The sequence below is a fragment of the Cupriavidus numazuensis genome (genome assembly GCF_905397435.1).
Classification (GTDB): domain Bacteria; phylum Pseudomonadota; class Gammaproteobacteria; order Burkholderiales; family Burkholderiaceae; genus Cupriavidus; species Cupriavidus numazuensis.
In genome coordinates, this window is the sequence record NZ_CAJPVI010000034.1 from 89,293 (window position 1) to 103,223 (window position 13,931).

12 protein-coding genes are annotated in these 13,931 nt (G+C 65.6%); 7 read left to right on the forward strand and 5 right to left on the reverse strand.

Annotated elements, in window-relative coordinates; all coding sequences use genetic code 11:
• The first annotated feature begins 12 nt into the window (after positions 1-12).
• From KHO41_RS24985 to KHO41_RS25005, 5 genes are read left to right on the forward strand one after another with little or no spacing between them, the layout of a single operon-like run.
• Complete coding sequence (locus tag KHO41_RS24985) at positions 13-1,047, forward strand: phosphotransferase family protein (protein ID WP_244874014.1); 1,035 nt, start codon at positions 13-15, stop codon at positions 1,045-1,047.
• The gene (locus KHO41_RS24990; protein WP_211955944.1) at positions 1,047-1,427 is read left to right on the forward strand and encodes a DUF6285 domain-containing protein; all 381 of its coding nucleotides are present in this window, start codon (positions 1,047-1,049) and stop codon (positions 1,425-1,427) included. The genes KHO41_RS24985 and KHO41_RS24990 overlap by 1 nt, the downstream gene beginning before the upstream one ends.
• Complete coding sequence (locus KHO41_RS24995; RefSeq protein ID WP_211955945.1) at positions 1,428-2,708, forward strand: acyl-CoA dehydrogenase family protein; 1,281 nt, start codon at positions 1,428-1,430, stop codon at positions 2,706-2,708.
• A gap of 20 nt (positions 2,709-2,728) precedes the next feature.
• The gene (locus KHO41_RS25000; protein WP_211955946.1) at positions 2,729-4,306 is read left to right on the forward strand and encodes a fatty acid--CoA ligase; all 1,578 of its coding nucleotides are present in this window, start codon (positions 2,729-2,731) and stop codon (positions 4,304-4,306) included.
• Positions 4,307-4,335: 29 nt separating this feature from the next.
• Positions 4,336-5,337: a tripartite tricarboxylate transporter substrate binding protein gene (locus tag KHO41_RS25005; RefSeq protein ID WP_211955947.1), complete on the forward strand. Its 1,002-nt coding sequence runs from the start codon at positions 4,336-4,338 to the stop codon at positions 5,335-5,337.
• Positions 5,338-5,434: 97 nt separating this feature from the next.
• On the opposite strand, the gene KHO41_RS25010 is transcribed toward KHO41_RS25005, so the two are convergent.
• The 4 genes from KHO41_RS25010 to KHO41_RS25025 all read right to left on the reverse strand — a co-directional run bounded on the left by KHO41_RS25010 (position 5,435) and on the right by KHO41_RS25025 (position 9,513).
• Positions 5,435-6,607, reverse strand: coding sequence for a thiolase (locus KHO41_RS25010; protein WP_211955948.1), 1,173 nt, complete (start codon positions 6,605-6,607; stop codon positions 5,435-5,437).
• 5 nt (positions 6,608-6,612) lie between these two features.
• Positions 6,613-7,008, reverse strand: coding sequence for a Zn-ribbon domain-containing OB-fold protein (locus KHO41_RS25015; RefSeq protein WP_211955949.1), 396 nt, complete (start codon positions 7,006-7,008; stop codon positions 6,613-6,615).
• 146 nt (positions 7,009-7,154) lie between these two features.
• Positions 7,155-8,699, reverse strand: a complete 1,545-nt coding sequence (locus tag KHO41_RS25020) for an acetolactate synthase large subunit (protein ID WP_211955957.1) — start codon at positions 8,697-8,699, stop codon at positions 7,155-7,157.
• Positions 8,700-8,733: 34 nt separating this feature from the next.
• Positions 8,734-9,513, reverse strand: a complete 780-nt coding sequence (locus tag KHO41_RS25025) for a GntR family transcriptional regulator (RefSeq protein ID WP_211955950.1) — start codon at positions 9,511-9,513, stop codon at positions 8,734-8,736.
• Positions 9,514-9,892: 379 nt separating this feature from the next.
• Here KHO41_RS25025 and KHO41_RS25030 point away from each other — a divergent pair, with 379 nt between their 5' ends.
• Together KHO41_RS25030 and KHO41_RS25035 are read left to right on the forward strand one after the other, a co-directional pair.
• Positions 9,893-11,506: a glycosyltransferase family 39 protein gene (locus tag KHO41_RS25030; protein WP_211955951.1), complete on the forward strand. Its 1,614-nt coding sequence runs from the start codon at positions 9,893-9,895 to the stop codon at positions 11,504-11,506.
• Positions 11,507-11,734: 228 nt separating this feature from the next.
• Complete coding sequence (locus KHO41_RS25035; protein WP_211955952.1) at positions 11,735-12,232, forward strand: acyl-CoA thioesterase; 498 nt, start codon at positions 11,735-11,737, stop codon at positions 12,230-12,232.
• A 79-nt stretch (positions 12,233-12,311) separates the two neighbouring features.
• Here the strand turns inward: KHO41_RS25035 and KHO41_RS25040 are convergent, their stop codons facing one another.
• Positions 12,312-13,730, reverse strand: a complete 1,419-nt coding sequence (locus KHO41_RS25040) for a sensor histidine kinase (protein WP_211955953.1) — start codon at positions 13,728-13,730, stop codon at positions 12,312-12,314.
• Positions 13,731-13,931: the final 201 nt, after the last annotated feature.

The following is a 13,931-nucleotide window of genomic DNA, read 5'->3' on the forward strand; positions in this document are numbered from 1 at the left end:
AGAACAACAAACGTGGAGACAACCCCCGTGCAGGCTGAGGACGTACTGTCCTCGGGCCTGCATTGCATCGCGCGCCGCATCGACGCGCGCGCCACGGGCATCAGTGCCCTGCGCCGCCTGTCAGGTGGCGCCAACCAGGAAACCTGGTCTTTCAACCTCGAACGGGCAGACGGCACAGCACCGATGATCCTGCGGCGCTGCCCGCCGCAAACGGCGCGCCCTGCGGGCACCGGCACCGCAAGCTTCACTGGCATGGCGACCGAAGCCGCCTTGCTCGACCGGGCCGCACGCGCAGGCGTACCGGTGCCGGTGGTGCGGGCACAGCTCGCTCCTGCCGACGGTATCGGCGACGGCTTCATCATGAATTTCGTCGCCGGCGAAACGCTGGGCGGACGAATCGTTCGCGATCCGTCCCTGGCGCATGCGCGCACGGTGCTGGCCTACCAGTGCGGGCGTGCGCTGGCGGCGATCCACAGCATTGCGCGCGCGGATTTGCCGCCATTGCGCGAAGCCGCGGCCGCCGAAGAAGTCGCGAACTACCTGGCGCGCCACCGCGCTGGCGGGTCTGCCAAGCCTGTTTTTGAGTTGGCCTTCCAGTGGCTGCAGCGCAATCTGCCGCCCGCTCCCGAGCGCAAGGTGCTCGTCCACGGAGACTTCCGCAACGGCAACCTGATGGTCGGCGAAGACGGCCTGCGCGCCGTGCTCGACTGGGAACTCGCCCATCTCGGCGATCCGATGGAAGACCTCGGCTGGCTCTGCGTCAACTCCTGGCGCTTCGGGCACACGGCCCTGCCCGTCGGTGGCTTCGGCACGCGCGAGGACCTGTTCGTCGGCTATGAAGCCGGCGGCGGCACCGTCGACGCGGCACGCGTGCATTTCTGGGAAGTGTTCGGCTCGCTCAAATGGGGCATCGGCTGCGAAAGCATGGCGCAGGCGCCCGCTGGCGGCGCGCCGCGTACCGTGGAGCGCGCGGCCATTGGCCGGCGCAGTTCCGAGACCGAGATCGACCTGCTGAACCTGCTGGCGCCGCGCCAGGGAGCACGCTGATGCGAGACACACCCAACGCCGCCGATCTGCTGCGGTCGGTCACGGCCTTCCTGCGCCATGCCGCCATCCCGAAGCTGTCGGGACGCGAGGCCTTCGATGCGCGCGTTGCCGCCAATGTACTCGACATCGTCGAGCGCGAACTACGCCTGGCACCCGATGCCAATGCGGCCGAACACGAACGCCTGCGTGCGCTGCTCGGCGCCGACGGCACGCTCGAAGCGCTGAACCGGCAACTGTGCGAAGCCATTGCCGCCGGCATCGTCGACCTGGAGACGCCCGGCCTGGCCGCGCATCTGTGGACCGTCACCCTGAACAAGCTCGCCATCGACCAGCCTGCCTACAGCAGCTATCGCGCGGCATTGCAAACCATGGAGCAATAAATGGATTTCCAGCTTCCCGCAGAACTCGTCGCCTATCTCGAAGAACTCGACCGCTTCATCGAAGCCGAGATCCGGCCGCTGCAGGCCGAGAACGACAACGAGCGGTTCTTCGACCATCGCCGCGAATGGGCACGCACCGATTTCGACAACCAGGGCCTGCCACGTCCCGAGTGGGAAGCGCTGCTGGCCGAAGCGCGCCGGCGTGCCGACCGCGCGGGGCACCTGCGCTTCGCGCTGCCGCCCGAGTATGGCGGCAAAGGCGGCGGCAACCTGTGGATGGCCGTGATCCGCGAACACCTTGCCGCCAAAGGGCTCGGCCTGCATAACGACTTGCAGAACGAGCATTCGATCGTCGGCAACAAGCCATTCGTGCTGGTCATGCGCGACTACGGCAGCGACGCGCAGAAGGCGTTCTTCATCCCGGGCATGCTCGATGAAACGGTCAAGCTCGCGTTCGGGCTGACCGAGCCCGAACACGGCTCCGACGCCACGCACATGGCGACGCGCGCCATTCCAGAGAAGCGCGATGGCAAGGAAGGCTGGCGCATCGATGGCGAAAAGATGTGGACCACTGGCATGCACACTGCCACGCATTGCGTAGTGTTCGCGCGCACCAGCGGCGAGGATGGCGATGCGCGCGGCATCACCGCGTTCCTCGTGCCGGCGGACACCGCGGGCGTGCGCGTGGAGGAGTACCTGTGGACCTTCAACATGCCGACGGATCATCCGCGCGTGAGCTTCACCGGCGTGTGGGTGCCGGCCGACGCGGTGCTCGCCAAGACCGGTTCAGGGCTTTCGGTGGCCCAGCATTTCGTGCACGAAAACCGCATCCGGCAAGCGGCTGCGAGCCTTGGCGCAGCCGATTACTGCATTCGCGAAAGCGTGCGCTATGCGCGCGAGCGCAAGCCGTTTGGGCAGGAACTCGCGCGTAACCAGGGCATCCAGTTCCCGCTGGTCGAACTGGCCACGCGTGCGCAGATGCTGCGCGCTTTTATCCGCCAGACCGCGTGGGAGATGGACCGCATCCCGAAGAAAGAAGTGGAGAAGCAGCTGTCAGACAAGGTGTCGATGTGCAACTACACCGCGAACCGCCTGTGCTGCGAAGCGGCCGACCTGGCCATGCAGGTGCACGGCGGCATTGGCTATTCGCGGCACAAGCCGTTCGAGCACATCTACCGCCACCATCGCCGCTACCGCATCACCGAAGGCTCGGACGAGATCCAGATGCGCAAGGTGGCGGCCTACCTGTTCGGCTATATCGGCCGCGAATCCAAAGCGTGAACCACGGGACGGAGACCTTGATGAACGTGGACCATTTGGCCACACTGCCGCGCGCCGTGCAGCACCTGGCGCGCGTGCAGAAGACGCAGATCGCCTATGTGTTCGAAGGCAGGGAAACCACATACGGCGCATTCGGCATGCATACGGACCGCGTCGCCAATGGCCTGCTGGCAGCGGGACTGGCACCGGGTGACCGCATCGCGTACCTGGGCAAGAACTGCGACCACTATTTCGAACTGCTGATCGGCGCGGCCAAGGCCGGTGTCGTGATGACGCCGGTCAGCTGGCGGCTCGCTGCGCCGGAAGTGGAGTACATCGCCGCCCATTGCGATGCGGCGCTGCTGTTCGTCGGCAGCGAATCGGTGGAACTCGCGCAGTCGATCGCATCACGGCTGCCCGCGCTGCGCGGCGTGGTGGCCATGGAAGCCACCGTGGCCGACTGGCCGGCATATCAGGACTGGCGCGATGGTCAGGCGGCCACGCCTCCCACGCACGTGAGCCGGCCTGACGATGTGGTACTGCAGCTCTACACCTCGGGCACCACGGGCCGCCCGAAGGGGGCGATGCTCACGCACCGCAACCTGACCGTCAGCGCGATCATCGCCGAGCGCGAGAACATCGCCTGGCTGCGCTGGGTGCCCGACGACGTCTCGCTGGTAGCCATGCCGGTCGCCCATATCGGCGGTACCGGCTGGGGCCTGCGCGGACTTCTGGCGGGCGCGAAGGGCATCGTGGTCCGCGACTTCGATCCGCGCCGCGTGCTCGACTTCATCGCCAATGACCGCATCAGCAAGCTGTTCCTGGTGCCGTCGGCAATCCAGATCGTGCTGCGCGACCCGCGTGCGCGGCAGGTGAACTATTCGCGCCTGCGCTACCTGATCTATGGTTCCGCGCCGATGCCGGCCGACCTGCTGCGCGAAGGCATGGAAGTGTTCGGCTGCGGCTTCGTGCAGACCTACGGCATGACCGAGACCACCGGCAGCGTGACCGGGCTGATGCCGGAGGACCACGCGAGCGGCAACACCGCGCTGCTGCGCGCCGCCGGCCGGGCGCTGCCGTGGGCCGAAGTGGCCGTGGTCGATGCAGCGGGCACGCGCGTGCCGCCGCGCGAAGTCGGCGAGGTCATCGTGCGTTCCGTGCAGACCATGGCTGGCTACTGGAAGCAGCCGGAAGAGACCGCGCGCACGATCGATGCCGACGGCTGGCTGCGCACCGGCGATGCTGGCTACATGGATGCGGACGGCTACCTCTACATCCACGACCGCGTGAAGGACATGATCATCAGCGGGGGCGAGAACATCTACCCCGCGGAAGTCGAGAACGCGATCTATGGCCATCCGCATGTGGCCGAAGTCGCCGTGATCGGTGTTCCCGACGCGCGATGGGGCGAAGCAGTGAAGGCCATCGTCGTGCCGCACACCGGCACCACGCCCGATGCGCGGGACATCCTGCAGTGGGCGCGCGAGCGGCTGGCGGGATTCAAGCTGCCCAAGAGCATCGATTTCGTCGAAGCGCTGCCGCGCAATCCATCGGGCAAGGTCCTGCGGCGCGAATTGCGCGAACCGTACTGGCAAGGCTATACGCGCCGCGTCAACTGAGGCCGGCGGACTAAACAGGATTTCCTTTCATGACCCAGACTTTCCGACATCCGCGCCGCCAGTTCCTGAAGCTGGTCCCGGCGAGCCTGCTGCTGGCCGGCGCCGCGGTTGCGCTGCAGGCGCCGGCCGCACGCGCACAGACCTTCCCGGCCAAACCCGTCACGCTGATCGTGCCTTATCCGGCCGGCGGCGCCACCGATGTGCAGATGCGCTCGCTGGCGCTTGCGGCTTCGAAGCGGCTCGGCCAGCCGATCGTCATCGTCAACCAGCCCGGCGTGGGCGGCACGCTTGGGCCGGCCGCCATGGCGCGCACCGCCGCGCCGGACGGCTACACGATTTCGGTCATCAATGCGGCGCTGTTCCGGCTGCCTCATATCCAGCGCGTTTCCTACAACGCGCTGACCGACTTCACGTTCATCATGGGGCTCAACAGCTATGTGTATGGCGTGTCGGTGGCCGCGGACTCGCGCTGGAAGCGTGTGGAAGACCTGATCGCCTATGCCCGCGCCAATCCAGGCAAGCTCAGCATCGCCTCGGTCGGCAATGGCACCTCGGGCCATATCGCCACGGAACGGCTCGCGAAGATGGCCGGCATCAAGGTCAACTTCGTGCCGTTCAAGGGCGGCGCAGACGCGCTGGTCGCGCTGATCGGCGGCCATGTCGACGCGATGATCGAAGCGGGCTGGGGGGCCATGGCCGAAAGCGGCAAGGTGCGGTTGCTCGCCGTTGCGCTGAATGAGCGTCTGAAGCGCTGGCCGCAGGTGCCGACGCTCAGGGAGCTGGGCTACGACATCGCCATCCAGTCCGAGGTCGGGCTGGCCGGCCCGAAGGGCATGCCGCCTGCAGTCGTGCAGGCTTTGCATGACGCGTTCAAGGCATCGCTGTCCGACCCTGGCTACCAGCAGGCGTTGCAGGCGGAATCGATGCCGAACATCTACCTGAGCACCGCCGAGTACCGCCAGTACGCGCAAACGCAGTTTGCCAGCGACAAGCGCTTTGTCGAGGAGCTCGGCATCCGGCTCGCAGACTGACGGCCGGCGCTACTGCATCCGCCAAAAACACAACGGCGGGGAAATCCGATTGGACTTCCCCGCCGTTGCGCCTTCTTCCCTTTAAACCCGGATTGCCTTACAGCGTGGCGGCCGTCCCCAGGATCGCCGTTGCCTGGCTCGACAGCGTGCCGCCGTTGCCGTGGACCACGGCGACTTCCGCGTCCTTGACCTGGCGGTCACCGCATTCGCCGCGTAGCTGGCGTACGGCTTCAATCGTGATGAACATACCGTACATGCCCGGATGCACGCAGGACAGACCGCCACCGTTGGTGTTCACCGGCAGGCGGCCGCCCGGCGCGATGCCGCCGCCGCTGACGAAATGCCCGCCTTCGCCCTTCGGGCAAAAGCCGAGGTCTTCGAGGAACAGCAGCGTGTTGATCGTGAACGCATCGTACAGTTCGGCCACGTCGACATCCGACGGCTTGAGGCCAGCCATCGCGAATGCACGCTCGCCGGATTCCTTCGCAGCCGTGACGGTGACGTCGGGCATGCACGAGATCTGGCGGTGCCACGTCGCGGTAGCGTTGCCGAGCACGTAGACCGGCGGCTTGGCCAGGTCCTTGGCGCGGTCGGCGCGGACCATCACGTAGGCGCCGGCGCCGTCGGTCACGAGGCAGCAGTCGCGCACGGACAGCGGGTCCGACACCATGCGCGCGTTGAGCACGTCGTCGATGGAAAGCGGATCGCGCATCTGCGCTTCCGGATTGAGTTGCGCCCATTTGCGCGCGGCGACGGCCACTTCGGCCAGGTGCTCGCGCGTGGTGCCGTATTGATGCATGTGGCGTGCGGCGGCCAGTGCATAGGACGTGATCGGGCTCAGCGGCTGGTACGGATTCTCGTACGGCTGCGGATCGAGCATCGCGCGCACCTTGCCGATGCCGGCACGGCCCACGGTGGAAGTGCGCTGGTTGCTGCCGTAGCAGACCAGCACCGCATCGCACTGGCCGGCTTCCAGCGCCATCATGGCTGGCAGCATGTGCGAGACGAAGCTCGAACCGCCGATCATGGTGCTGTCGATGAACTTCGGCTTGATGCCGAGGTATTCGGCCACCGGCATCACCCACATGGAGGCGCCGACGCTGGCGGTGGCAATGCCGTCGATGTCGCGCATCGACATGCCCGCATCCTTCACGGCGGCCTTGGCGGCCTCCACCAGGATTTCCATTTCAGTCTTGCCATGGGCTTCGCCCAGGCCTGCCTGGCCCACGCCGACGATGGCGACGCTGCCGCGCAAAGAAGACAGACTCATTTTGCTTAGCCCTCCACCGGATCGAACACGACGAGAGCGGGCTCGCCATCTGCCTTGCCAGGCGCCACGCGCGCCTTGACGCGCATGCCGATGCGCACGGACGTCGGCGCAATGCCTTCGACCCGGCTCATCATGCGCACGCCTTCATCCAGGTCGACCAGCACGATGTTGTAGTCGCCGCCGGCCTCGGCCTTGCGACGGATCACGCTGGTGGAGTAGACCGTGCCTGTGCCCTTCGGCTCGGTCCAGTCGAGCGCGTCACCGCCGCAATGCGGGCAGATGTTGCGCGGGAAAAAAACGTGCTTCTTGCAGTCCTGGCAGTGCTGGATGCGGAATTGGCCAGCGGCGAGCATGTCCGCATAGACCTTGTCCGGACCCGCTGCCGATCCTTCTTGGGGCATGGTGTCTCCTTCACATATGATGCCGCCACGGGGCTTCCATGGCACAGCTGCCAGATTGCCGCACTATGCGCAGTGCAGCAATTCGCATCTGCCAAAGGCAGGATTCCCGAATGCGGAAAGCCCGCCTTGCCCAGGCGTGCCGACGCTCAGATCACCAGTTCGATCAGGAACGGTCCCTTGCGCTGGTTGGCCATGCGGAACAGCTCGGCAAACGTCTCCATGTCGTGCGCCCGCGCGCCTTCCACACCCATGCCGTTGGCCATCTGCACCCAGTTCAGGTCGGGGTTGCCGATGTCGAGCATGTCGAGCGCGGTCTTGCCCGGATTGGCGCCCACACCGGCCAGCTCGCCGAGCAGGATCGCGTACTTGCGGTTCGCCAGCAGCACCACCGTGACGTCGAGCTGCTCGCGCGCCATGGTCCACAGCGACTGCAGCGTGTACATGCCCGAGCCATCGGCCTGCAACGCAACCACGCGGCGATCCGGTGCGGCCACCGCGGCGCCGGTGGCCAGCGGCAGGCCGGCGCCGATCGCACCGCCCGTGAGTTGCAGCCAGTCATGTGGCGCGGCGTTCACGGTGCCCGGATAGAACGCGCGCCCGAAACTGACACTCTCTTCCACCACGATGGCGTTCTCGGGCAGCAGCGCGGTCAGCGTCCTGGCCACGGCTTCCGACGTGACAGCGCCGCGTGCGATGTCGGACGGCGCCACGGCGGCGGATTCAGGCAGCACCGCGTTACGCGCGCCCACTTCATCGGCAAGGCGAGCCAGCGCATCCGCGAGGTCTTCTTCTTCCCGTGCCAGTACGTGCACGACCGCATCTTCCGGATAAGGCCGCGGCGACTTGCCCGGATAGGCGAAGAACGTCACCGGCGCCTGCGCACCGACGAGAATCACATGGCGGATGCCGGCGAGCCGGTCACGCGCCACATCGCCTGAGTACGGGATACGGTCGACTGCCAGGCGCCCTCTCCCGCGCGACACGCGTGCGTTCGACATCGGCGTGATCAGCCTTGCCTGCGTGGCCGCCGCAATGCGGTGTGCATCAGCCAGCGGCGCTTCGCGCAGTGCGCTACCGGCCACTACGATCAGCGTGGGCTGTCCGGAGCGCAGCACGCGCGCGGCGTTCTGCACGGCGTCAGGAGCCACCTTTGGCACGGCCAGCGGCGGCAGCGGCGCCGCCACTTCGCCGCCAGCGTCCCAGCACACGTCGGACGGCAGGATCAGGCTGGCGACACCACCGGGCGCAGTGCGCGCGGCCTGCACCGCTGCGGCCGCGTCCGCGCCGACCGATGCCGCGCGCGTCGCCGTGCGCGTCCACACCGAAACCGGGCGGGCCCAGCCTTCGGTATCGGCGGTGAGCGGCGCATCGAGCGGACGATGGTAGGTGGCCTGGTCGCCGATGATATTGACCACCGGCGTCTGCGCGCGGCGCGCGTTGTGCAGGTTGGCGAGGCCATTGGCCAGCCCCGGGCCGCAGTGCAGCAGCGTGGCGGCCGGCTTGTCCGCCATGCGCGCATAGCCGTCGGCAGCCCCGGTCACCACGCCTTCGAACAGTCCCAGCACGCAGCGCATGCCGGGAATGCGATCGAGCGCCGCGACGAAGTGCATCTCGCTTGTGCCCGGGTTGGCAAAGCAGGTATCCACGCCGCTGGCCAGCAGGGTCTTGACCAGGCTTTCGGCACCGTTCATCGCTTGGGAGGTTTCCATGGGTCGTTTTCGTGATTCAGGACGGGTTGGCATCAGACTGCGGGCCGGAGGAGGCCAGCAGATCAAAATCGAGACAGACGAATTCCGTTGGGAATTCGATGCGGGCGTAGTAGACGATCACATCGTCGACGCAGGCGTAGCGGCGCAGTTCGGCCACTGGCGCGCCCACGGCAAGATCGAGCCCGACGGCGGACTCCGCCCCGGCCGCGACGATGGTCAGGCGCTGGCGCGCCGCGCTGACCTGCAGGCCGGGAAAGCGGTCGAGTACCTGCACCGAAGCGCCATGCCTGAAAGCATCGGGCTCGCGTGCGAAGACATCGGCTTCGATGTACACCTCACACATCGCGAACGGGCGCCCGTCCGCGCGATGCAGTCGCCGCAAAAAGTGATATTCGGCGGCTCGCTGCGCGCTGCACGGCAGGCCGAGGTCGACAGGCAACGCCACGTTGCGGCGGGATTCGACCAAGGCTTCCGTATCGATGGCATCGCCGACTGCGACAGCCTCGTCCCAGCTCGTGGATAGCGACACGCGCCGCTGCGGGCGGCTACCCGCCTTGACGAACGTTCCACGGCCGCGCGAGCGCTCCAGCATGCCCTCCTCGTCGAGCATCGACAGCGCCTGGTGCATGGTCATTCGCGCCACGCCGTACTGGCGGCACAGCGCGTCGAGCGACGGGATCTGCGCACCGGGCGCCCAGGCGCCGCTTTCGATCTGCCGACGGAATATGGTCGCCAGCTGCAGATAGACGGGCTGGCGGCTGCGGGAAAGAAGTTCGGTGGAAGGATGTTCCGGCATGGGGAGTCAGGCTGATTCGCCTCTGCTGCAAAGGCTGCCCACGACACATTCATACGCAGGGCGGCATGCCGAAACTTTATAAAGGTATATAAACCTAGACTACTAGGGTTTACCACCCCACCAGTCCCTTGGTTCCCACAAATTGCTGCAATGGATTAAGGGAAATGTGATGCTTTCAAAGGCATTCGAGCGCCGACTAACACCTTGTTCTTGATGCGTCAACTCGCACATTCGCGCTATGTAATCATCTGTAATGTACTGAGATAATCGCACTGCCAAAAACGGTTGCCAGTCTGGGAACCGCATGGCGTCGCATCGTGGAGGTCGGTGCGAAATACAAGACCAAATCCCTGCGCCCTCGCAGGACGCCAGGACAGACGTGGAAGAATTTTCAGCTTTTTCAGGTCGCGGCAATGCCGCGCCGGTCGGCACCCCTTTGCCGAATGCCATTCAGAAGTGGCCTCTTCTCTCGAATAAACTCGCGCAACCGCAGTCCGCCACAAGCATTTTTGCCATCGCGCTGCTCGCCCATGTGCTCCTGTGGACGCTGTTGCCAAGCCTGCTGCTGAGAAACGCTTCACTGGACATCATCGAGGCGCTGGCGTGGGGGCATGAGTGGCAACTCGGCTACGAGAAGGATCCCCCGCTCTGGCCGTGGGTCACCGAAGCCCTGAGTGTCTGGCCGGGCAAGAATCTGTGGGCCTGCTATCTTGCCGCACAGGTCTGCATCGGAACCGTATTCGTCTCGGTATGGCAGTTGGGGTGTCGCATTGCGTCCCGGCGTGAGGCACTACTGGGCGCCCTTCTGCTCGAGGGCATCTATTACTTCAACTTTCCCACCCCCGAATTCAACGACATTGTCCTGCAGATGCCGTTTGCGGCGCTGTTCGGGTGGCTGTTGCATCGCGCACTGACCGACAACCGCCTGCGCGACTGGTGCCTGGCCGGATTCGTTGCCGGTCTTGGACTATGGGCTCGCTATTCGATGGGGGCCTATCTCATCCCCATGGCCATCTTTGTGCTGGTGCACCCGGTGGCACGCCGCCGCCTCGCCGAAGCGGGGCCTTGGGTTCTGGTAGCTACCGCGCTGCTCACCTTCCTGCCGCATATGGCCTGGATCGTGGACAGTGGCTTCATCTCGATCGAGTATGTTGCGCGGCGAGCGCCTGAGGCAACGAACGGCCTGCATTATGTGGCCAAGCTTTCCTCGTTTATCGGCGCGCAGCTTGCAGCGCTGATCCCGATGCTGCTGCTCGCGCTGATGCTGTGGCGCTGGAAAAACCCCAATCCGCCATCGCCCTCGGATTCGCGCGATTTCGACCGCGCCTATCTTGCCGCGCTGGCCTTCGGGCCGATCGTCTTCTCGGTGATCCTCTCGGCCATGACGCAAAGGCCCCCGCGGGTCATGTGGGCCGCGCCGCTGTTGTGCTATGTGGGACTGTTCATCGCCACCTCGATCCGCCCGGTGCTCACGGCCCAGCGGTTGCGTACCTTTGGTCGGGCATGGATCGCCGTGCTGCTGCTTCCGGCGTTGCTGTTCACGCTGGAACAAGTCGCCCGGCCGCTGGTTACCGGCAAGGAAAACCGCAGCCATTTCCCGGGGCGATCGCTCGCCGCGGAGGTGACAGACAGATGGCATGCCGAGACAGGAACCCCGATGAAGTACGTGATCGGGGATACGTGGTATGCCGGCAATGCCGCGTTCTACTCCGACGACCGGCCGTCCGCCTTGTTCGTGCATGGCGGGTATCGATTCAACCCGTGGGTGACCCCGGAACAGCTGAAAAAGGAAGGTGCAGTCCTGGTATGGGATGCCGCAAGCGAAGGGGCTGACATCCCGCCCATCATTGCCGAGCAGTTTCCCGGGGCAGCACTGCAGCCCGCTGTTTCCGTGCGCGGACCGGCTTCCGTCCATCAGGTCGGCATCGCGTTCCTGCTCCCGACTGAGACGGCCATGCCGGAAGACGGCGAGCGGCTCGCAACGAGCCTCTGACCCGGTATCTTCCCGGGGAACGCGCGGGCGCCTTGCCCGCGCTCGTCTTTCCATCGCCATATCGGCCAACGGCCCGGCGCCGCCGACCCTGGCCGGTGTCGTGACAGTGCCAAAGGCACCACATCCTCGCGCCTACGCAATGCGCCAAGCGGCCAGAATGCGTTATGCCCCGACCTTCCCCGGGGCGTGCGCGACTGCCGCTTCGCAGTCATTCTCAGGAGTCAATCCATGTTGATGCGAGACGTGATCCCCCAAGTGCTGAACCGCGGTACTGCCATGCTGACGCAGGACCTGCTGGAGACACCCCCGCAGAAGACGTTCCACCACGCTATCGATATCTATCTCAAGGATTCGAATGCCTTCATGAACACCTACTTTGCCCGCTACTTCGAATGGCAGGGCATTTGCCGGGAACGCTGGTTCCACGAATGCATCCATGACAACCTGCTGGCCACCGGCGGCGTCTTCGTGACCAAGCGCGCGCACCAGGAGTATGTCGAGGAAACGTTCCCGTTCCAGCGCGTGGACTGCTACCTGAACACGTTCCAGGTCAAGCAGTGTTCGGCGTATCTGCTGTTCCGCTTCTGCGTTGGCGGCAAACCGGTCTCGCTGGGCTACCAGCAGATCGTCTTTGCCGACCGGGACAAGCGGATCAGCCGCTTCCCGCACGGCATCATCGAGCGCGTGAAGGAATATGAACTGGTGCTGCCGGCACTGGCCAGCTAACGGACAGCGAAGCAGCTAGTTGAAGCCGGCGGCTGGCAAAGCCGCTGGCCGATATGCAAGCACAGCGCCGCCGGCCCGGTCAGCCGGCGGCGCTGGCGCGCAGCTGGCTGTCCGCCATGGGCGTGAAGCGCGGCAGCTTCAGCGTGAAGGTGGTATGCGAGCCTGGCATGGATTCGCATTCGATGCGCCCGCCGAACGACTCGATCGCGCGGCGGCAGAAGGCCAGCCCGAGGCCGGCGCCGCTGCCGTGGGCCTTGGTCGAGAAGAACGGATCAAAAATGCGCGGTAGCACCTTGGCAGGAATGCCGCAGCCAGTGTCGCGGAAGCGCACGACATGGTACGGGCCTTCGGCCGCGCCTGCGATCTCGATACTGCCCTCGCCGCGGGCACGGATCGCATGCAGCGCGTTCTTGAGCAGGTTGAACAGGACATAGACCAGCAGCGTGTCCGATCCCACGAAGCGCCAGGCATCGTCGATGCCGCGCACCTGCACGCGGCCCCGGTCGTCGCCCTGGAACGGGTAGCGCTCCAGCGCCTCGTGCACGCATTCACCGATGCCATGCGGCGCGAACGTGCTGCGGTCCAGCCGCTCGAGCGTGACCGAGGCCAGCGCCATGTCGATGACCGTGCTGGTGCCATCCACCTCGCGGGTGATCGCACCCACGAGGCTGGACACGCGTTCGAGCTGCCCCGGGCGCATGCGGTCTTCGCACAGCCCGTGTTCGACGGCAAGCCGGTAGCCCTGCAGCACCTCCGGCCAGGTCCGCGCCATTTCCTGCGCCTGCATGCGGATCGACGCGAGCGGCGTGCGTACTTCGTGCGCGACCGTGGCGGCCAGCGAATACGGATGCATGAGGTCGTAGCGCACCACGCTCAGCGCGAGGATGCCGAGGCTCAGCGCCACGAACACCACGCCGGGTGGATAGAAGGCGTAGCCATAGTTGACCGCGTAATCGACTGCCGCGATCGAGTAGAGCACCACCGCCACGAGGCACAGGTTATAACGCTTGCGGCGTTCCGCGGTGGCGTTGCGGCGCGCTTCGAGCAGGATCCAGGCGCTGCGCATTGCCACCAGGACGGTCTGCACCAGATGCAGTGGATGCAGGGGTCCCGCCTTCGGATAGTCGCCGAAAAAGTATGTGTAGTAGCCCGCCACCACCTTGTTGCTGGTCAGCAGCATCACGGCAAGCAGCAGGCTCATGCCGTATGAGGCAAGCAGGATCGGCCGTTCCTGCCGACGTTCGGTGACTTCGGCAATGAAGTGGTAATACGTGGTCGGCAGGAACAGGATGAACAGGTAGCCGAGCCGCGCCAGCAGCGTCGCCACGTCGGGATGTTCGGCCTGGAACAGGAAGACCCAGGTCCCCTGCCACGCAAACGTGGTCACGCACAGCAGGAAGAACGATGCCGACACGCGCGTCACGCCCTTGGTCACCAGCACATAAAGGCCGTAACCGAGAAAGGTGGACGAGACGAAGGCTGGCAGGGCGGCGTACATGCGTGGCGCGATTAGGGGTGTCCCCGAAGCAACGTGACATGTTAAGTCGCGACAGGCTGCGGCGTGCATCATTTGATTGCATTCTGAGCTAACCTGCGCTTAACGCATCCCCTACTACCCGGGGGTTCCAAAAACAACAGGGCGGCGGGGGGGGGGCTACGGAAGCCCCGCGCCCCCCGAGGCGGGGGCCGGCGGCGCTAC

Coding starts and splice junctions, on each gene's coding strand:
- KHO41_RS25025 (WP_211955950.1), bottom strand. CDS start 9,513: ATGCCGGAACATCCTTCCACCGAACTTCTTTCCCGCAGCCGCCAGCCC.
- KHO41_RS24990 (WP_211955944.1), top strand. CDS start 1,047: ATGCGAGACACACCCAACGCCGCCGATCTGCTGCGGTCGGTCACGGCC.
- KHO41_RS25020 (WP_211955957.1), bottom strand. CDS start 8,699: ATGAACGGTGCCGAAAGCCTGGTCAAGACCCTGCTGGCCAGCGGCGTG.
- KHO41_RS25035 (WP_211955952.1), top strand. CDS start 11,735: ATGTTGATGCGAGACGTGATCCCCCAAGTGCTGAACCGCGGTACTGCC.
- KHO41_RS25040 (WP_211955953.1), bottom strand. CDS start 13,730: ATGTACGCCGCCCTGCCAGCCTTCGTCTCGTCCACCTTTCTCGGTTAC.
- KHO41_RS25010 (WP_211955948.1), bottom strand. CDS start 6,607: ATGAGTCTGTCTTCTTTGCGCGGCAGCGTCGCCATCGTCGGCGTGGGC.
- KHO41_RS25015 (WP_211955949.1), bottom strand. CDS start 7,008: ATGCCCCAAGAAGGATCGGCAGCGGGTCCGGACAAGGTCTATGCGGAC.
- KHO41_RS25005 (WP_211955947.1), top strand. CDS start 4,336: ATGACCCAGACTTTCCGACATCCGCGCCGCCAGTTCCTGAAGCTGGTC.
- KHO41_RS25000 (WP_211955946.1), top strand. CDS start 2,729: ATGAACGTGGACCATTTGGCCACACTGCCGCGCGCCGTGCAGCACCTG.
- KHO41_RS24995 (WP_211955945.1), top strand. CDS start 1,428: ATGGATTTCCAGCTTCCCGCAGAACTCGTCGCCTATCTCGAAGAACTC.